At 71.1% G+C, this 18,121-nt stretch carries 18 protein-coding genes; 10 read left to right on the top strand and 8 right to left on the bottom strand.

The genetic code is table 11. The features are described from left to right. Positions 1–5: 5 nt before the first annotated feature. A complete protein-coding gene (locus tag ACFYO2_RS06445; protein WP_388344864.1) occupies positions 6–1,460 on the top strand; it encodes a HupE/UreJ family protein in 1,455 nt (484 codons plus the stop codon). 67 nt (positions 1,461–1,527) lie between these two features. On the opposite strand, the gene ACFYO2_RS06440 is transcribed toward ACFYO2_RS06445, so the two are convergent. Continuing rightward, complete coding sequence (locus ACFYO2_RS06440) at positions 1,528–1,968, bottom strand: MarR family winged helix-turn-helix transcriptional regulator (RefSeq protein ID WP_388344862.1); 441 nt, start codon at positions 1,966–1,968, stop codon at positions 1,528–1,530. Positions 1,969–2,086: 118 nt separating this feature from the next. Between ACFYO2_RS06440 and ACFYO2_RS06435 the strand changes: the two genes are divergently transcribed. From ACFYO2_RS06435 to ACFYO2_RS06415, 5 genes are all read left to right on the top strand, one after another. Continuing rightward, positions 2,087–3,184: a substrate-binding domain-containing protein gene (locus tag ACFYO2_RS06435; RefSeq protein ID WP_388344859.1), complete on the top strand. Its 1,098-nt coding sequence runs from the start codon at positions 2,087–2,089 to the stop codon at positions 3,182–3,184. 98 nt (positions 3,185–3,282) lie between these two features. Beyond that, positions 3,283–3,564 (top strand): FmdB family zinc ribbon protein, encoded by a 282-nt coding sequence (locus ACFYO2_RS06430; RefSeq protein ID WP_388344858.1) that lies wholly within the window; start codon positions 3,283–3,285, stop codon positions 3,562–3,564. Positions 3,565–3,582: 18 nt separating this feature from the next. Beyond that, positions 3,583–4,830: a formamidase gene (gene fmdA / locus ACFYO2_RS06425; protein ID WP_388344855.1), complete on the top strand. Its 1,248-nt coding sequence runs from the start codon at positions 3,583–3,585 to the stop codon at positions 4,828–4,830. Between the two features lie 20 nt (positions 4,831–4,850). Then, entirely contained in the window at positions 4,851–5,888 is a 1,038-nt protein-coding gene (locus ACFYO2_RS06420; protein WP_388344852.1) for an alpha/beta fold hydrolase, read from the top strand. Positions 5,889–5,890: 2 nt separating this feature from the next. Next, on the top strand, positions 5,891–6,493 hold the full coding sequence (locus tag ACFYO2_RS06415) for a DUF1097 domain-containing protein (protein WP_388344849.1): 603 nt from the start codon (positions 5,891–5,893) through the stop codon (positions 6,491–6,493). Between the two features lie 105 nt (positions 6,494–6,598). Here ACFYO2_RS06415 and ACFYO2_RS06410 read toward each other — a convergent pair whose 3' ends face one another. After that, positions 6,599–7,777 (bottom strand): CdaR family transcriptional regulator, encoded by a 1,179-nt coding sequence (locus ACFYO2_RS06410; protein ID WP_388344847.1) that lies wholly within the window; start codon positions 7,775–7,777, stop codon positions 6,599–6,601. 231 nt (positions 7,778–8,008) lie between these two features. Between ACFYO2_RS06410 and ACFYO2_RS06405 the strand changes: the two genes are divergently transcribed. The 4 genes from ACFYO2_RS06405 to ACFYO2_RS06390 are packed head-to-tail and all read left to right on the top strand — an operon-like array spanning position 8,009 to position 11,750. Beyond that, positions 8,009–8,920, top strand: coding sequence for a substrate-binding periplasmic protein (locus ACFYO2_RS06405; protein ID WP_388344845.1), 912 nt, complete (start codon positions 8,009–8,011; stop codon positions 8,918–8,920). 9 nt (positions 8,921–8,929) lie between these two features. Further along, positions 8,930–9,697 carry an amino acid ABC transporter permease gene (locus ACFYO2_RS06400; RefSeq protein WP_388344842.1) on the top strand — a complete coding sequence of 256 codons (768 nt, stop codon included), beginning with the start codon at positions 8,930–8,932 and terminating at the stop codon, positions 9,695–9,697. Beyond that, positions 9,694–10,488: an amino acid ABC transporter ATP-binding protein gene (locus ACFYO2_RS06395; protein WP_388344841.1), complete on the top strand. Its 795-nt coding sequence runs from the start codon at positions 9,694–9,696 to the stop codon at positions 10,486–10,488. The genes ACFYO2_RS06400 and ACFYO2_RS06395 overlap by 4 nt, the downstream gene beginning before the upstream one ends. Beyond that, positions 10,485–11,750: an NAD(P)/FAD-dependent oxidoreductase gene (locus ACFYO2_RS06390; RefSeq protein ID WP_388344839.1), complete on the top strand. Its 1,266-nt coding sequence runs from the start codon at positions 10,485–10,487 to the stop codon at positions 11,748–11,750. The genes ACFYO2_RS06395 and ACFYO2_RS06390 overlap by 4 nt, the downstream gene beginning before the upstream one ends. A 57-nt stretch (positions 11,751–11,807) precedes the next feature. On the opposite strand, the gene ACFYO2_RS06385 is transcribed toward ACFYO2_RS06390, so the two are convergent. The 6 genes from ACFYO2_RS06385 to ACFYO2_RS06360 all read right to left on the bottom strand — a co-directional run bounded on the left by ACFYO2_RS06385 (position 11,808) and on the right by ACFYO2_RS06360 (position 18,116). After that, on the bottom strand, positions 11,808–12,473 hold the full coding sequence (locus tag ACFYO2_RS06385) for a response regulator transcription factor (RefSeq protein ID WP_388344836.1): 666 nt from the start codon (positions 12,471–12,473) through the stop codon (positions 11,808–11,810). Continuing rightward, on the bottom strand, positions 12,470–13,663 hold the full coding sequence (locus tag ACFYO2_RS06380) for a sensor histidine kinase (protein WP_388344834.1): 1,194 nt from the start codon (positions 13,661–13,663) through the stop codon (positions 12,470–12,472). The genes ACFYO2_RS06385 and ACFYO2_RS06380 overlap by 4 nt, the downstream gene beginning before the upstream one ends. 136 nt (positions 13,664–13,799) lie before the next feature. Continuing rightward, complete coding sequence (locus ACFYO2_RS06375; protein WP_388344832.1) at positions 13,800–14,939, bottom strand: ABC transporter substrate-binding protein; 1,140 nt, start codon at positions 14,937–14,939, stop codon at positions 13,800–13,802. A 135-nt stretch (positions 14,940–15,074) separates the two neighbouring features. Further along, entirely contained in the window at positions 15,075–16,112 is a 1,038-nt protein-coding gene (locus tag ACFYO2_RS06370) for an ABC transporter ATP-binding protein (protein ID WP_388344829.1), read from the bottom strand. Then, a complete protein-coding gene (locus tag ACFYO2_RS06365; protein ID WP_388344827.1) occupies positions 16,109–17,155 on the bottom strand; it encodes an ABC transporter ATP-binding protein in 1,047 nt (348 codons plus the stop codon). Before ACFYO2_RS06365 ends, ACFYO2_RS06370 begins: the two co-directional genes overlap by 4 nt. Further along, on the bottom strand, positions 17,148–18,116 hold the full coding sequence (locus ACFYO2_RS06360) for an ABC transporter permease (RefSeq protein WP_388346064.1): 969 nt from the start codon (positions 18,114–18,116) through the stop codon (positions 17,148–17,150). Before ACFYO2_RS06360 ends, ACFYO2_RS06365 begins: the two co-directional genes overlap by 8 nt. Positions 18,117–18,121: the final 5 nt, after the last annotated feature.

Below are 18,121 nucleotides of genomic sequence, written 5' to 3'. Positions count from 1 at the left end.
TCGCCGTGCGCCGTCTTCTTCCCGCACTTCTCATCGCGGTGTTCCTGCTGGTCGGCGGCCTCGCGTCGTCGGCCGGCGCCCACCCCATGAGCACCTCCGCCGTTCTCCTCGACGTCCGGGACGACCGGGTCGAGGGGGAGGTGCAACTGCCCGTCGACCGCCTGGCCATCGCCGTCCACCGCGACCTCACCCCGGCGAGCGTCCTCGGCGTCGACCGGGCGTTCCTCAAGCGCTACACCGCCGCGCACATCGCCGCCGCCGACGACGGCACGTCCTGGACGGTCACGCTCGGCACGCCGTCGGTCCGCACGATCGACGGGGTCACGCACCTCGTCTACCCGCTCGAGATCCGCCCGCCCGACGGCCGGGTCACCGACTTCGAGCTGCGCTACGACGTCATCGTCGAGGAGCTCCTCACCCACCGGGTCATCGTCACCGTCCGGTACGACTTCGACCGAGGCATCCTCAAGACGGACGATGCCGAGACCCTCGGGGTCGTCGCCTGGAACACCAAGAGCCTGAAGGTGCCCGCCGGCGAGGGTTCGTGGCTGCGCGGTTTCGCCGGCACCGCCGGCCTGGGCATCGAGCACGTCGGCGAGGGCGCCGACCACCTGCTGTTCCTCCTGATGCTGCTCATCCCGGCCCCGCTGGCGGCGGTGGGCGGCCGGTGGCGGACGGGCGGTGGATCGGCGCGGCGCAGCATCGTCCGCGTCGTGCACGTCGTCTCCGCGTTCGCCCTGGGCCACTCGCTCACCCTGGCGCTGGCGGCGGCCGGTGTGATCCACGTACCGTCACGGCCGGTCGAGACGCTGATCGCCTTCTCGATCGCGGTGTCCGCACTCCATGCGCTACGCCCCTTGGTGGCCCGCGGCGAGGTCCTCATCGCCAGTGGCTTCGGGCTCGTTCACGGGCTGGCGTTCGCGTCGCTCATCGGCGAGCTGGGGCTGGACCGGGGGGCCCTGGTGACCACGCTGCTGGGCTTCAACCTGGGCATCGAGCTGACCCAGTTGCTGGTCGTCGCGCTGATGATGCCGTCGCTGCTCGTCCTCGCCCGTACGGCCGTGTACCCCGCCTTCCGTGTCGCGGTGGCCCTCCTCGGCCTGCTGTTCTCGGTGTCCTGGATGCTCGAACGCGTGGGCCTGACCTCCTCGGACCCCTTCGAAGGCGTCCAGACGTCGCTGGTCGGGCACCCCCTGCTCGTCGCCGCGTCCGTCGCGGTACTGGCCGCCGTGGCGCGACGCCTGGCCCCGAATGCCCCGAACCGCGTCCTCCTGGAGCAGGCGGACCTGGTCGACGCCTTCGGAGCCGCCACCGCGCGGAGTCTCGACCCACAGTGGTCGGCTTCGGCCCCAGCCTCAGCCCCAGCCCCAGCCCCAGCCCCAGCCTCAGCCGAAGACTGGCGGCAGGTCAGCGGCCGCATGCGGCGCGGCGGGTGCTGGGATCCGGAGAGCGGGGGCTGAGCGCAGGGCCAGGCAAAGGGCAAAGGGCCAGGGGCAGGGCCAGGGCTTCGGCCGCCCGGTCGATCGGTCAGCCCAGGCGCCTCGAAGCGCGCTGGAGGAGCGTCCGCAACAGGGCTGTCTCCTCCGTGCCGAGGGCGGTCACGATGTTCTCCTGCTCGCGCTCGACCGCTGCCGTCCAGCGCGTCAGCGCCTCGCTGCCCCGTTCGGAGACGAACGCCAGGACGCGCCGCCGGTCCGTGTCGTCCACCCGGCGCAGGACGAGGTTCAGGGACACCATGCGGTCGACGACCTTGGTCAGGGTCGGCGCCGTGAGCAGGGCGGACTCGGCGATCTCGGTCATCGGGTGGCCCGCACCGTCGCCGAGGAACGACAACACCCGCCACTCCTCGAGCGTCGCCCCCTCCTCCTTCAGCGCCTCACCGATCCGTTGGACGACGCTCCGCTCCACGAGTGTGAGGGCTCGTGCCAGGTCGAGATCGGATACGGCCGCCGGGGTCGTCGTGGTCATCGCCCTGCCAAATGTCGTCGAGGTCGTGGGGAAGCGGTTCGAAGTGGTTCCACGATACAGTCATTTCCTTATCGCCGCGAAATATTCTCGTAGCAACCAATCGCTAGTGTGAGCGCCTATGATCGAGAAGGCGTCTGTCCGGCTCGGCGCTCCGGCAGGCCGGACCCGGGACGCGCTGGATGTCGCCCTGGTGGTTCCTCTCCAGGGCCCGGCCGGGATCTTCGGCCCGTCCTGCGAGTGCTGCGCCCTGCTCGCGGCCGAGGAGGTCAACGCCGAGTCGGGCGTGCTGGGCAGGGAGCTGCGGCTGGTGCTCGTCGACGGCGGGGCGCCGCCCGAGCAGGTGGCGACCGAGATCGACGCGCTGATCTCCGGCGGCGTCGTCGACGCGGTGGCCGGCTGGCACATCTCCGCCGTCCGTGAGGTCGTCGCCCCGCGGATCGACGGCCGGGTGCCGTACGTCTACACCGCGCTCTACGAAGGCGGAGAGCGGTCCCCGGGCGTGTTCCTCACCGGCGAGACCCCGAACCGGCAACTGCGGCCCGCGCTGCAGTGGTTCGCCGGCGAACTCGGCATCCGGCGCTGGACGATCGTCGGCGACGACTATGTCTGGCCCCGCGCCTCCGCCCGTGCGGCCCACCGCTATCTGCGGGAGCTCGGCGGCGAGGTATGCGACGAGATGTACGTGCCGCTCGGCACCGAGGACTTCGGGCCGGTCCTCAACCGGGTCGCGGCCAGTGACTGCGAGGCCGTGCTCATGCTGCTGATCGGCGACGACGCCGTGCTCTTCAACCGCGCGTTCACCGCGGCCGGGCTCGACCGCGACCACATCCGGTTCAGCTCGCTGATCGAGGAGAACGTCCTGCTGGCGACCGGGCCGGAGAACACCCGGGGCCTGATGACCTCGGCCGGCTACTTCGAGGACCTGCCGACCGCGTCCGGGCTCGACTTCGCCGCCGCGTACGGACGTCGGTTCGGGCCCCGGGCGCCGGTGCTCAACAGCCTCGGCGAGTCGTGTTACGAGGGGGTGCGCATGCTCACCGAGCTACTGCGCCGCGCCGGAGCCGTGGACGTGCCCCGCATCCAGGCGGCCGCCGAAGGACTCGAGTACGAGACCCCGCGCGGCACGGTCCAGATACGGGACCGCCATCTGCACCAGCGGGTGTTCCTCGCCGCGGCCGACGGGCTGCAGTGGGACGTGCTCCAGCAGTTGCCGTAACGGCGCTCTTTTTTACGTGCACGTAACACGGCCAACTCTTGCCCAATTGCTTCGGCAGGAAATACTTTTTTCTCGAAGCTTTTGGAGGTTGGTTGTCCATGGCGACCTATCAGTACCGCTGCACCGGCTGCGGCACCTTCGACGTGATCCGTCCGATGGGCCGAGCCCTCGCCGAGGAGCCCTGCGACACGTGCGGTGGCCAGGCCCGCCGGGTCTTCAGCGCACCGCTGCTGGCCCGCACGCCCGCCCCCTTGGCCCGCGCCCTGCGCGCCCAGGAGGCCAGCGCCCACGAACCGCGAGTCGTCACCGAGGTGCCGTCGGCCCGCCACCGGCCGGCGCTCGCCGCCGACCCACGGCAAGCCCTGTTGCCCAAGCCCTGACCCTGAAAGGCAGCCCCCATGCCCGAAGTCGTCTTCAGCGTCGACCAGGCCATGTCCATGCGCGACCAGAAGGTCCCCGGCCACAACCGCTGGCACCCCGACATTCCGCCCGCCGTCACTGTGAAGCCGGGCACGAACTTCCGCATCGAGTGCCGGGACTGGACCGACAACCAGATCGGCAACAACGACTCGGCCAACGACGTCCGGGACGTCGACCTCACCCACGCCCACATGCTCAGCGGCCCGATCGCCGTGGAGGGCGCCGAGCCCGGCGACCTGCTCGTCGTCGACATCCTCGACCTGGGCCCCGTACCGCAGTCGGAGGGTGAGGGCTCCGGACAGGGCTGGGGCTACACCGGAGTCTTCGCCAAGAACAACGGCGGCGGCTTCCTCACCGACCGCTTCCCCGACTCCTACAAGGCCGTATGGGACTTCCACGGCCAACAGGCCACTTCCCGCCACATCCCCGGCGTCCGCTACACCGGCATTACCCACCCCGGCCTCTTCGGCACCGCGCCCTCCGCCGCACTGCTGGCCCGCTGGAACGCCCGCGAGCAGGCCCTCATCGACACCGACCCGCACCGCGTACCGGCGCTCGCCCTGCCCCCGCTCGCCGACAACGCGCTGGCCGGCACGGCGACCGGCGAGACCGCCTCCCTCATCGCCGCCGAAGGCGCCCGCACGGTCCCGGCCCGGGAGAACGGCGGCAACCACGACATCAAGAACTTCACCCGCGGCTCCCGGGTCTTCTACCCCGTCCTCGTGCCCGGCGCCCTGCTCTCCGGCGGCGACCTGCACTTCAGCCAGGGCGACGGCGAGATCACCTTCTGCGGCGCCATCGAGATGGGCGGCTTCATCGACCTGCACGTCGACCTGATCAAGGGCGGCATGGAGAAGTACGGCGTCACGACCAACCCGATCTTCATGCCGGGCAACGTCGCGCCGCAGTACACCGAGTTCATCTCGTTCGTCGGCATCTCCGTCGACCACGAGACCGACACCAACCACTACCTCGACGCGACGATGGCGTACAAAAACGCCTGCCTCAACGCCGTCGACTACCTCACGACCTTCGGCTACAGCGGCGAGCAGGCCTACCTCCTGCTCGGCTCGGCCCCGATCGAGGGCCGGCTCAGCGGCGTCGTGGACATCCCCAACGCGTGCAGCACCCTCTACCTCCCCACGGCGATCTTCGACTTCGACATCCGGCCGACGGCCGAGGGCCCGAGAAAAGCCGACCGCGGCCAGTGCGCCGTCACCTCCTGAACGTCTCGAAAGGCAGCCCCATGAGCAGTGACCATCTCACCTTCCAACTGGGCGACTTCACCACCCAGAGCGGCGCCACCCTGCGCGGCGCGCACCTCGCCTACACCACGTACGGCGAGCTCAACGCGGACAAGTCCAACGTGATCGTGTATCCCACCTGGTACTCCGGCCGGCACTGGGACAACGAGTGGCTCATCGGGCCCGGCATGGCTCTCGACCCGGCCGAGTACTTCATCATCGTCCCGAACATGCTCGGCAACGGCCTGTCCACGTCGCCGAGCAACACCCCGCCGCCGTACGACCGCGCCCGCTTCCCCGACATCACGGTGTACGACCAGATCGAGGCCCAGTACAAGCTGGTCACCGAGGAGTTCGGCATCGAGCGCATCCAGTTGGTGACCGGCTGGTCGATGGGCGCCGGGCAGACCTTCCAGTGGGCCGTCAGCCACCCGGAGATGGTCGAGCGGATCGCCCCCTTCTGCGGCTCCCCGCGCACCAGTGCCCACAACAAGGTCTTCCTGGAGGGAGTCAAGGCCGCGCTGACCGCCGACGCGGTCTTCAACGGCGGCTGGTACGACGCGGAGAAGTGGCCGACCACCGGACTGCGCGCACTCGCCCGGGTGTACGCGGGATGGGGCTTCTCGCAGGCCTTCTACTGGGAGAAGGAGTACGAGAAGCTCGGCTACACGTCCCTGGAGGACTTCCTGGTCGGCTTCTGGGAGGGTTTCTTCCTGGACGGCCGCGACCCGAACAACCTGCTCACCATGCTCTGGACCTGGCAGAACGGCGACGTCGGGCTCACCCCGGGCTTCAACGGGGACACGGAGGCGGCGCTCGGGTCCATCAAGGCGACCACGCTCGACATGCCCGCCGAGAAGGACCTCTACTTCCCGCCGGAGGACGAGGCCTGGGCAGTCAGCCACATACCGGGCGCCGAACTCCGTGTGATCCCCGGCATCTGGGGCCACTTCGCCGGCGGCGGCAGCAGTCCCAAGGACACCGAGTTCATCGACACCGGTATCAAGGAACTGCTGGCCAAGCCGGGCGGGTTGGCGTAGCCATGGGCGCCAGACACACCGGACGCTCCGGACGCATCACACTGCCGCACGAGATCAGCGCCTCGATCATCGCCTTCGCCACCGTCTTGCTGCTCCTGAGCCCGCTCCACATGCCGACCTGGGCGATCTTCATCACCTGGGCCGGGACGTTCATGCAGGGTGGCCCCAGCATCGCCAACGCCATCTCCATGATCACCGCGACCACGACAGGGGCGGGGTTCGCGGTGGTGGCCGTACTCCTCAACCGGGAGACGGGCACGATGTTCGGCACCGGGGAGTTCGCCCAGACCCTGGCCCTGGGGGTGGTGATCTTCTTCGTCAACGGGACCCTGCTGGCGACCGGCCGGCTGAAGCCGTTCGCTCTCATCCCGGCGATGTTCTTCGGCTTCGCGTCGACCTTCGCCACGTACTTCGGCGGATTCGGTTATGACGCGGGGGATCTCGGCGCCGCGTTCGTCAGCGCCGCCGCGATGTGCGCCCTGGGCCCGCTCGCGGCCACCCTCGGACTACGGCTGATGTTCGCCGCACCGGCCACGACGCCCGAGCCCGAGAGGCACCACGAGGCCGAGGAGGTGAGACCCTCGGCCAGCGAAGCCCCCGCCTGACAGGGGCGTTCGCGCGTACCGAGGAGGAGGGGCGGGCCCGGCCACCGGCCCGCCCCTCGGCGATCGCGCCGACGAACGTGGCCGTCAACCGCCGCCCACCGACCGTCAACCGCCGCCCAGTCGATCCGCCAGACAGGCGAGGTAGAGGGCCATGGTCGCCCGGTGGTCGCGCATCGGGCGGCCGGTGATCTGCTCGATCTTGTTCATCCGGTAGACGACGGTGTTGCGGTGGATGTGCAGGGCCGCGGACGCCCGTACGAGGTTGAACCCGCTCTCGCACCACGCGGTGACCGTGTCGCGGAGCGCCGGCCAGTCCGGCTGGGCGCGCAGCTCCGCGGCCGTGAGGTCGAGCAGACGATTGCGGGCCGAGTGGCCCACTGCCGCCAGGACTTGGTGGACCCGCAGATCGGATATGAGATGGACGGCAGAGTCGTCCGCCGACCGGGCGCCCAGGCGAAGAGCGTCACACGCGTCCTGGTAGGAGTCGTGCAGACCGCCGACGGAGGTGGCCGGCTCGCCGATCCCCACCCGGGCCGCGAGTCCGTCCTGCGCGGCGATCACGTCGGCGACCCGTCGGCAGTCGGCGACCAGCGACGCCATCGAACCCCGGGCCGGAAACCGCTGCAGGACGCCGATCCAGCCGGGAGCCGTGCCGGCCACGATGTCCTGAGGGTCGGCGAAGACCTCGCGGACGGTGCGCAGCAGTTCCGAACGGATCAGGGCCATGTCCTGCGTGGGGGCGCCCCGGTGCCGCGCGGCCGTGTCCGGAACGGTCACCTCGAGGGCCACGGCGACCCGTCGCAGCCGTAGGTCGAAGCCGAGTTCGGCGGCCCGGAACACGAGGAAGTCGCCCTCGACGACCTGGGGATCGTACGCGGCGATGTCGGCGAGCAGCGTCTCGGCGGCCCGCTCGGCGAGCAGGCGGGAGCGCAGCATCACCGACTCCCTCAGCAGGATCTCCGTCTGACGCTTCACCAGCAGGCCGAAACGGCGTACCTGGGCGGGCGTGCCGGTGATCCCGACGGTGCCCACCGCCCGCCCGCCGGTGACCAGCGGCAGCGTGACCCCGGGACGCACCCCGCGCAGTCGCTGGGCCTGCGAGGCGCTGTGCGTGGCGGGTTCCTTGGTGCGGATGACCTCGACGGACGCCTCGTGGAAGCTGCCGACCCGGCTGCTGTCGCCGCTGCCGATGACCATGCCCTCGGCATCGGTGATCAGCACGTTGAAGCCGATGACGGCGGAGGTGTCCCCGGCGATCTCCTGCGCGAGCGACGGGCTCAGCACGGGCGTTCCTCCCGTCGAGGGCGGGTCGGGTTGGACGCACCGTACAGGGAACCGATCGATTTCGGCCACAACTACGTACGAAGTGAACGGTGACTCGCGGCTCGTTGATCCCTAGCGTATGGCCCCAATCACATCCCCGCCGGGGGCACAGCGCAGTGAACGGCGGGCTCCTTTCAGCGCACCTACGGAAGGCCCGAGCCGATGACTCGTGTGCGTTCTCTCGTATCCACTGTGACCGCCCTCCTACTGTTCTCCTCCGTCGCCGCCTGTGGCTCCGACGGCGACGAGGCCCCGAAGAACGTGTCCGCGAAGACCGCCTCCCTGGGGACGCTCACACCCGGCGTCATCAAGGTGGCCGTCCAGCCGTACGCGCCCTACACCAGTGTCCAGGGTGGCAAGATCGTCGGACTGGACGGCGACATCCTCACCTACGTGGCCAAGAAACTCGGCCTCCAGATCAAGCCCCAGGTCACCGACTTCGCCGGCATGCTCGCCGGAGTGCAGTCCCGCCGGGTGGACATCACCATCGGCGGCGTCGCCTGGTCCGCCGAACGGCAGAAGCAGGGCCTGTTCACCGACCCGCCCTACTACTCGCCCTCGGCGATGGCCGTCCGCAGCGGCAAGACCTACAAGACGGTCGACGACCTAAAGGGCCTCAGCCTCGGCACGGTCGAGGGCTACGTCTGGGTCAAGTCCATCCGGTCCGTGCCCGGCGCCGAGCTGCACGCCTACCCGGACGCCACCGGGGTGTTCGACGACCTCGGCGCGGGCCGCGTCGACGTCGGCTTCCTCGACCCGCTGATCATCATCGCCGCGCAGAAGCAGCGCCCGGAACTGAAGATCAGCACGGAGTACCTGACACCGCCGACCGCCGCCGAGGTCAAGGCCAAGCCCGCCTACGCGTACTTCCAGCCGTACCAGACCGGCTTCTACCTGCCCAAGCAGGCCGGCAAGTTGGAGAAGGCGGTCTCGGCGCAGATCGACGCCATGTACGAGAACGGCGAGATGGCCAAGCTCGTCGCGAAGTACGGCGGCGACCCCGAGCAGTTCCTGAAGCCGTCCGCCGACGTCGCCACCGCGCGCCGCGGTGTGGACCGGCCGACCGACTGGACGCCGCCGTCCGCCGGACAGTCCGGCCAGTGAGGGGATGACATGTCCGGTCTCTTCCAAGTCCCCTGGTCCGACTACCGGCCCGATCTGCTCGACGCGCTGGGGCGCACCGTCTCCTACACGCTGGTGAGCTTCGTCGGCGCGGTGCTTCTCGGCCTGGCCGTGGCGCTGCTCCGGCTGAGCCGGACCTGGGCCGCGCGGGCCGTCGCCGCCGTCTACACCGAGGTGTTCAAGAACGTCCCGCTGCTGGCCATCATCTTCCTGACCTACTTCGGTCTGGCCTCGGCCGGACTCCGGCTGGACGTGTTCACGGCCGGCTGCCTGAGCCTCGTCGTCTTCTACGCCGCCTACCTGTCCGAGATCTTCCGCTCCGCGATCAGCGGAGTGCACGCCGGACAGACCGAGGCAGGCGAGGCGCTGGGGCTGGGCAGGGCCGGCATCTTCGTCCATGTCGTGCTGCCGCAGGCCGTCCGGCAGGCACTGCCCGGGACCAACACCATGCTGGTCGACCTGTTGAAGTCCACCTCCCTGCTCGTCACGGTCTCCGCCGCCGAGCTGATGTCCGAGGGGCGGCTCATCACGTCGGCCACCTTCCGGGCGCTGGAGGTCTACCTGGTCGTCTCCGCCGTCTACTTCGCCCTGTGCTACCCCCTCTCCCAGCTGCTTCTGCTGCTGGAACGGAAGGTACGGGCGGGCGTTCCCCTCTCCCCGTGGCGGCGCCGACGGGTACGCGCGGCCCGGGCGCTGCTCGCAGGCGACCTCGGCGCCGTCCTCGCAGCCGAGCCCAAGCAGAAGGAGACGGCGGTATGACCGAACCCGTCACCACAGCGCAAGCCGACCCACAGGCCCGCACCGACGCGGTCGTACGGATCGAGGGGCTCAGCAAGTCCTTCGACGGCCGTCTGGTGCTCGACCAGGTGAACCTGGAGGTCGACCGCGGCCGCATCGTCAGCGTCATCGGACAGAGCGGCGGCGGCAAGACGACCCTGATGCGCTGCGTCAACCTGCTGGAACGGCCGGACCGGGGCACCGTCGAGGTGGCCGGCGAAGTGGTCCACGACGGCGGCCGGACGGTCTGCCGGGACCTGCCACGGCTGCGCCGCACCGTCGGCATGGTCTTCCAGCGGTTCAACCTCTTCCCGCACCTCACGGCGGTCGAGAACGTCGTCCTGGCACAGCGCAAGGCGGGCGTCCCCGAGCCGGAGGCGCTGGAGCGGGCCGTCGCGCTGCTGCGCCGGGTCGGCGTGGCCCACCGCGGCCTCGCCCGGCCCGACCAGCTCTCCGGTGGGGAACAGCAGCGCGTCGCCATCGCGCGGGCACTCGCACTCAGGCCTCAGGTGCTGCTCTTCGACGAGCCGACCTCCTCCCTCGACCCGGAGGCCACCCGGGAGGTCCTGGCCGTCATGCGGGAGCTGGCCGCGGACGGCATGACAATGCTGCTGGTCACCCACGAACTGCCCTTCGCACGCGAGGTGGCCGACCACGTCGTCTTCGTCGACGGCGGCCGGATCGTCGAGGAGGGACCCCCGCAGGACGTCCTCGACAACCCCGGCCGGACTCGAACCCGGGAGTTCCTCGCCGCCTACGGGTCGGCGTCATGACCGGACCCGTGGTGGTGGTCGGGGGCGGTGTGGTGGGACTGTGCACCGCCTACTACCTGGCCGAGGCAGGCCTGGAGGTGGAGATCGTCGAGCGAAGCGCCCTGGGCTCCGGGGCGTCCCGGGGCAACGCGGGCTGGGTCTGCCTCAGCCATTCGACGCCGGTCCCGGCACCGGGCGTCGTACGGTACGCGCTCCGCTCGCTGGGACGGCCGGACTCGCCCCTGTATGTACGGCCCCTGCCCGATCCGGCGTTCGTACGGTGGCTGTGGCGGTTCTGGCGCAGCAGCACACCGGCCGCCTTCCGGCGCGGGTACACGGCGGTCGCCGAGCTGAACCGCACCACCTTCGACCTCTTCGACGGCCTGCGCGAGGCCGGCGTCGACACGACCCTGACCCGTCCCGGCATGGTCCACGCCTTCCTGTCCCCGGCCGAGGCCCGCCACCACCTCGCCGTGCAGCGGGAGATGGCCGACGGCCGCTACCCGATCCCCGACGACGTGGTCACCGGGGACGGCGCCCGGCTGCTGGACGACGCCCTGTCGTCCAAGGTGCGCGCGGCGTACCTCGTCGAGGGGGAGGGCGTGGTCGACCCGGAGGCGTTCGCCCGGGGGCTGGGCGAGGCGCTCGTCGCATCCGGGGTGAAGGTCCATGAGAACGTCGAGGCCACCGGGTTCCGCACCCTCGGGGAGCGCGTCGTCGCGCTGCGCACCGCGCAGGGCGAGATTCCGTGCGCGGGCGTCGTCATCACGGCCGGCATGCGCTCGTCCCACCTGCTGAGTTCGCTGGGACATCCGCTGCCGCTCCAGGCGGGCAAGGGGTACAGCTTCTCGGTGGACCTGGACCCGGCACCGCGGCACACGCTGTACTTCGGCGAGCGCAGGGCGGTCGCCTCACCGATCGGCTCCACCACCCGGATCGGCGGCACGATGGAGCTCAGCGGCAACAACAACCGCCTCGACTGGCGGCGCGTCGTCGCCGTCGCCCTGGCCAGCCGGCACTATCTGGGCCGCTGGTTCGACGACCCGGACGACCTGATCGGGCTGATCCGCGACCCCTGGGTCGGCGGACGGCCCTTCCTCCCCGACGGGCTTCCGGTAATCGACCGCGTACCGGATTACGGCAACGCCTTCGCGGCCACCGGCCACGGCATGCTCGGCGTCACGCTGGGCCCCGTCACCGGCCACAAGCTCGCCGAGTACGTCCGCACCGGCCGCCGCCCGGAGTCGCTCGCACCGTTCCGCTTCGACCGGAGGAGTCCGTGAGACGAGGGCCGCGGAGGGTCGGCACCCAGACCGGTTGCCGCCAGACTCCCCACCGCTTCAGGTGAGTTCGATCAGTCCGAGCCGGACGGCCTCGCCGACGGTGGCGGCACGGTTCTCGGTGCCGAGCTTGCGGTAGATCCGCACGAGGTGGGTCTTGACCGTCGCCTCGGCCAGGAACAGGGCGCCGGCGATGGCCCGGTTGCTGTGCCCCCGCGCAAGGAGCCGTACGACCTCGATCTCCCGCTCGCTGAGCACCGGCCCGGGCCCGGCCGTGTGCCCGACGAAGCTGGCCGCCGCCTCCGGCGCCAGGCCCATGCCTCCGGCCGCCGCGGCGCGCACCGCCCGGAACAGCTCCTCGGGCGGGCCCGCCTTGAGGACGTAGCCGCGTGCGCCGGCCTCCACGGCCCGCAGGACATCGGCCTGACTGCCGTAGCTGGTGAGGACGACGACCCGCGCGTCGGTGGAGGTCGCCAGGATCCGGCGGGTCGTCTCGATGCCGTCGACGCGGCCGCCCTCCGCGCCCGTGTCCGACAGCCTGAGGTCCATCAGCACCACGTCGGGCCGGAACCCGCGCACCAGGCGTACCGCGTCGGTTCCGTCGCCGGTCTCGCCGACGACGTGGAAGTCCGGTTCGCCTTCGAGGAGGGCGCGCAGCCCCGCTCGTACGACGGTGTGGTCGTCGACGATCAGGATCCGCAGTGGTGGACCGGCCGACTCGCTCATCGGGCACCGGCGGGGACGCGGTCCTCGGCCGGCAGTACGGCCCGGACGCGGGTGCCCTGTCCGGGCGCGCTGTCGACGGTGAGCGTGCCGCCGAACGCGCGCAGGCGGTCGCGCGCGGCGGCCAGCCCGAATCCGCGGTCGGCGCGTCTCGTCCTCGCGGCGGCCGGGTCGAACCCCGCTCCGTCGTCCCGGACCTCGACGGCCGCCGCGGCCTCGTCGCCGTAGGTCAGGGTGAGGTGTACGTGCGAGGCGCGCGCGTGTTCGCGGGCGTTCGCCAGGAGGCCCTGCGCGACGCGCAGCAGGGCGACGGCCCGGTCCGTGGACAGGAGGCACGGCTCCCGCTCGGTGCGGAAGGAGATCCGGGGCGTCCCGGCAGTGGCGTCGGCACGGGCGCACAGATCCCGCAGCGCCGCCTCCAGGCCGTCCCGGGCGAGAAGGGGCGGGGTGAGGTCGTCGATGATGCCGCGGGTCTGCGCGAGGTGCTCGCCGAGGGCGTCGGTGACCGTCCGCAACTGCCGCCGGGCGGCGTCCGGCCGGCGGTCCCAGTCCCGTTCCGCGGCCTGGAGCAGCATGCGGCTGCCCGCGAGTTCCTGGGCGAGCGTGTCGTGCAGGTCGCGCGCGATGCGGGATCGCTCGGCGAGCCTCCCGGCCTCTCGCTGCTGTCGCGCCAACCGGCCCCGGGTGGAGGCCAGTTCGAGGGTGAGTCGCTGCTGGGTGCGGTAGAGGAGCACGGTGGCCCAGACGGCGGCGACTGGCGGTGCCAGCACATCGGGGTCGAGGCCGCCGAACCGCGTCAGGGCCGCCACCAGCAGCGCCGTGATGACGGCGAGCGCCGCCGCCCGCTCCGCGCGGGTGGGCATCCGCAGTGCCAGGACCGCCAACGGCACGGCCAGCCACGCGTATCCGAAGGTGAGCGGCGCCGGGAGGATCCAGGCCACCCAGGACCACAGCAGCAGGAGCAGGCCGAGCCAGAGCGGTCGGGTCGTGCGGCCCAGCCGGTCCCACCGCGCCAGCCCGGCGGCGTACAGCAGGGCCAGCGCGGCCGTGGGCGGTGCGATGGACCAGCACAGTTGGTTGTTCAGCGCGACGAGCCGTACCAGGGTGCCGGCGGCGGCCACCAGGAACACCAGGTGCGGGAGGTGCCGGGCCGACACGGGCGGTCGGCGTACGGCGAGGGCGGTGGCAGGCACGGCTGCGGCTCCCTGGGGCGGGCCGACGGATGCGACAAGAGCGCCAGAAGTGTACGCCGTAGCCTGTGTGGCCGCTGTAAACGCCCCGGAGCCGACCTGCCGTGAACGCCGGCTGCGCGGCCCTGCTCGGGCTCCGTCACCGCCCCGGGTGCAGGCCCAGCCAGCCCGGCGACGGGTCGCCCTTGACCTCGCCGAAGTACAGGGCGAAGGTCTGCTTCCACCGCTCGATCGCGGCCCGGTCCTCCATGAACCGCGGGAAGCCGTCCACGTGGGCGTCCGGGTTCTCCCACACCGGCTTCAGAGCGGCGTTCGGGGTGACGTCGGTGCGCACCGACCAGCCGTTGAAGGCGGCCTTCTGCCGCTCCTCGGACAACACCCAGTTCAGGTACAGCTTTCCGGCCGTGGGGTGCGCGGCCTGCTTCAGGATCGCGGCCCGCTGTCCCCACGCCATGAACGGGTGCCCCACCGGCGCCACCCACTTGACGGAGGCCGACGCGGAGACAGCGCTGCCCGAGGTGCCGACCCCGATGGTCTTCTGCTCGCCGTTGACCGCGACGCCCGGGGTGTGCGAGCCGCGGGCGAACTGCGGCTGCTGCGCGGCGAACTTCGCGACCCAGTCCCAGCCGTACGTCTGCTGGTAGAGGGAGAAGAGGTAGAGCACCGCGTCGTCGTCGTGCGGGTAGGAGGAGGCGATGGCGTCCTTCCAGCGCGGGTCGACCAGATCCAGCGGAGTCTTCGGTGCGGCCGCACCGGCCGCCTGGATGTCGTACATGAAGCTGAAGGCGATGACGGCCAGCGCCGTCCAGGCGCCGTCCGGGTCCTTGAACCCCTTGTGGACCTTGGAGAATCCGGCGGGCTTGTAGGGCAGCAGCCGGCCCTCCCGCTTCCAGCGGGTGAAGTCCTGGAGCGTCTGCAGCTGTAGGACGTCGGGGACCAGGGTGCCGGTCGCGAGCTGGTTGTCGACGCGGACGTCGTGGTACTTGCTGTAGTCCACGACGACCGTCAGATCGATGTCGGGGAAGCGGCTGCCGAACGCGGTCCGCACCCCGGCCGCCTGGCTGTCGACGTCCCCGCCTTGGTAGAGGACGAGCTTGCCGCCCTCGGCCAGCGCGGCCTGGTAGAGCTCGTCCAGAGAGCGCGTCTCCTCGCGCACCCCGGACGAGGCGGTGACCGGGGAAGCGCCCGCCGGGCTCTGTGCGGCGACCGTGGCGGCACCGCCGAGCGCGACACCGGCCCCGGTGGCGAGCAGCCGACGCCTGCTGAAGTTGCTGGACATGTGGGGGGTCCCCTCCTGCTTGGTCCACCGCCACGTTCCGTATGCGACGGCGCGGCAAGTCTGCCCGCGAGCTGCGCCGTGCCGCGTCGTCCATCCGCTGCCTTCGGATTCAACCGTTCGATGGAACGGGCGGGGTCAGCCGGTCAGCGGGTAGTGACAGGCGGCGTGCCGGCCGGAGGCCGTGAGGGTGAGCCGGGGACGTTCCAGGGCGCAGAGCTCGCGGGCGTAGGGGCAGCGGGTGCGGAAGGGGCAGCCCGTCGGCTTGTCCACCGGGTTGGGTACCTCGCCGGTCAGGACGATGCGTTCCCGGCCCGGTGCGTCCGCCGCCTGGGTGCCGTCGTCGATGTCCGGGACCGCGGACAGCAGTGCCTGCGTGTACGGGTGGGCGGGGGCCTCGTACAGTGCCTCCGTCGTGGCGAGTTCGACGATCTCGCCCAGGTACATGACGGCGATCCGGTCCGACACATGACGCACGACGCCGAGGTCGTGGGCGATGAACACGTAGGTGAGCGCGAACTCCTCCTGCAGGTCGGCGAAGAGGTTCAGTACCTGGGCCTGGATCGACACGTCGAGGGCGGACACCGGTTCGTCGGCGACGATCAGCCTCGGCTCGGTGGCCAACGCCCTTGCGATTCCGATGCGTTGACGCTGGCCGCCGGAGAACTCGTGCGGATAGCGGTCCAGATGCCCCGCGGCCAGTCCTACGACGTCGAAGAGCTCGGCGACCCGGCGGCGGACCGCGGCCGCGTCCCCGTAGCGGTGCACGAGCAGCGGTTCGGCCACGATGTCCCCGGCGCGGCGGCGGGGGTTGAGGGAGGCCTGCGGGTCCTGGAAGACCAGCTGCATACCCGGCCGTACGGGCCGCAGCCGGCGCGCGGACAGCGTGGTGATGTCCTGCCCGTCGAACTCGACCCGGCCGCCCGTGAGTTCGGTGAGCCGGACCAGACAGCGGCCGAGGGTGGACTTGCCGCAGCCGGACTCGCCGACGATGCCGACGGTTTCGCCGGTGCGGACCTCGAGCGAAACTCCGTCCACGGCGCGCAGCACCCGGCGGCGCCGGGACAGCGCCTCCGTACGCAGGGGGTAGTGCTTGGTGACGTCCGTGGCGCGCAGCAGCACCTCGCCGCCGGGAGGCGCGCCCGCGTCCACTGCCACGATGTCCTGTGCCGTCACGACGCCGCCTCCGAGTCCATGTTCTGTACGTCGCTCGCCGCGGCCCGTGTCGTCAGCCGCAGTGACGCGCGGTCGTCGGGCGGCAGCCAGCAGGCATCCCGGTGTGCGGCGTCGCCGTTGCCCGCGGCCAGCGCCGGGCGTTCCACGCACCGGTCGTGACGCAGCCGGCAGCGCGGCGCGAACGCGCACCCCTCCGGCAGGCTGCCGGGTGAGACGGGCAGGCCCGCGATGGTGGGCAGCCGCCGCAGCCGGGGGCCGCCGACGCGGGGCACCGAGTCGAGCAGACCCCAGGTGTACGGGTGCCGCGGGCCGTGGAACACCGCCCGGCGCGGGCCGTCCTCGGCCGCCCGGCCGCCGTACATGACGAGGACCCGGTCGGCGATCTGGGAGATCACGCCCATGTCGTGCGTGATGAGCACCATCGCCGAGCCGTCCGCGTTGAGCTCGCGCATCAGGTCGAGGATCTGCGCCTGCACGGTCACGTCGAGCGCCGTGGTCGGCTCGTCGGCGATCAGCAGCGCGGGGCTGCAGGAGAGGGCCATCGCGATCACCGCGCGCTGGCGCATGCCGCCGGAGAACTCGTGCGGGTAGGCGTTCACCCGCGAGGCGGCGTCGGGGATGCCGACGTCGGAGAGCAGCCGGACCGCGCGGGCGTGTGCCTCCTTGCGGGACACCCGCTCGTGCGCCCGTATCTGCTCGGCGATCTGCCAGCCCACGGTGTACACGGGGGTCAGCGCGGTCATCGGGTCCTGGAAGACCATGGCGATCTCCCGGCCCCGGATCGCGCGCATCTGTTTGTCGGGGAGGCTCAGCAGGTCGCGGCCGCGGAAGAGGACCTGGCCCGACACGGTCACGTTCGGGTTGGTCAGCAGGCGCAGCACGGCCAGCATCGACACACTCTTGCCCGAGCCCGACTCGCCCACCACGCCCAGGACTTCGCCGGGTGCCACCGAGAGGGACAGGCCGTCGACGGCGGTGACCGGGCCTCGGCGGGTGCGGAACGACACCCGCAGGTCACGTACGTCCAACAGTGGTTCAGGCATGGCGTGCCCTCGGGTCGAGTCGCGCGTACAGGATGTCCACCAGTGCGTTGGCGAGGACCACGAAGAACGCCGCGTACAGGACGGTCCCCATGATCACGGGCAGATCGAGGTTCTGGAGGGCGTCGAAGGTGAGCTTGCCGATGCCGGGCAGGCCGAAGACCACCTCGGTGAGCAGTGCGGCGCCGCCCACGAGCGCGCCGAAGTCCAGGCCGAACAGCGACACGATCGGGATCAGCGAGCAGCGCAGGGCGTGGCGGACGAGGATCCGGCGCTCGGACAGACCCTTGGACCGGGCGGTGCGGACGTAGTCCTCGTTCAGCGCGGTGACGACCTCGCCGCGCAGCAGCCGGGCGTAGATCCCGGCGTACAGCAGGGCCAGGGTCAGCCAGGGGAAGAGCAGGTGCAGCGCCCACTGGCCCGGGTCCTGGCTCAGGCCGACGTATCCGGGTGGCGGCACCCAGGAGAAGACCGAGTCGTGCAACTGCTTCTGGGTGATGAGGTTGACGACCTCGCCGAGCCAGTAGGCCGGCAGCGAGACGCCGACCACGCCGACCAGCATGATCAGCGGATCGGCGGCCTTGCCGCGAAAGGTCGCCGCGGCGGTGCCCATGAGGATGCCGGCCGTCATCCAGATCAGCGCCGCGCCGATCACGAGGGACAGGGTGACGGGAGTGGCCTGCACTATCTGCGGGATGACGCGGGAGCCGCGGTTGACGAACGACTCCAGGTCCCGGTCGACGAGCAGGTGCCGCATCATCAGCAGATAGCGGATCGGCATCGGCCGGTCGAGGCCGAAGGAGTGCCGTACCTGGGCGAGTGTGGCCGGGTCGGCGTTGCGTCCCGCGATCCGGGCCGCGGGATCCACGCCCGGGGTGGCGAAGAAGATCAGGAAGACCAGGACGCTGATGGCGAACATCACGAACAGGGCCGAGCCGAAGCGCTTGAGCGCGAAGGAGAGCATGGACG

The organism is Streptomyces sp. NPDC006602 (assembly GCF_042870385.1).
In the GTDB taxonomy this organism is placed as follows: Bacteria; Actinomycetota; Actinomycetes; order Streptomycetales; family Streptomycetaceae; genus Streptomyces.
Note: the sequence above shows the minus strand (reverse complement) of the source record. Positions and strands in the feature narration are given on the sequence as shown.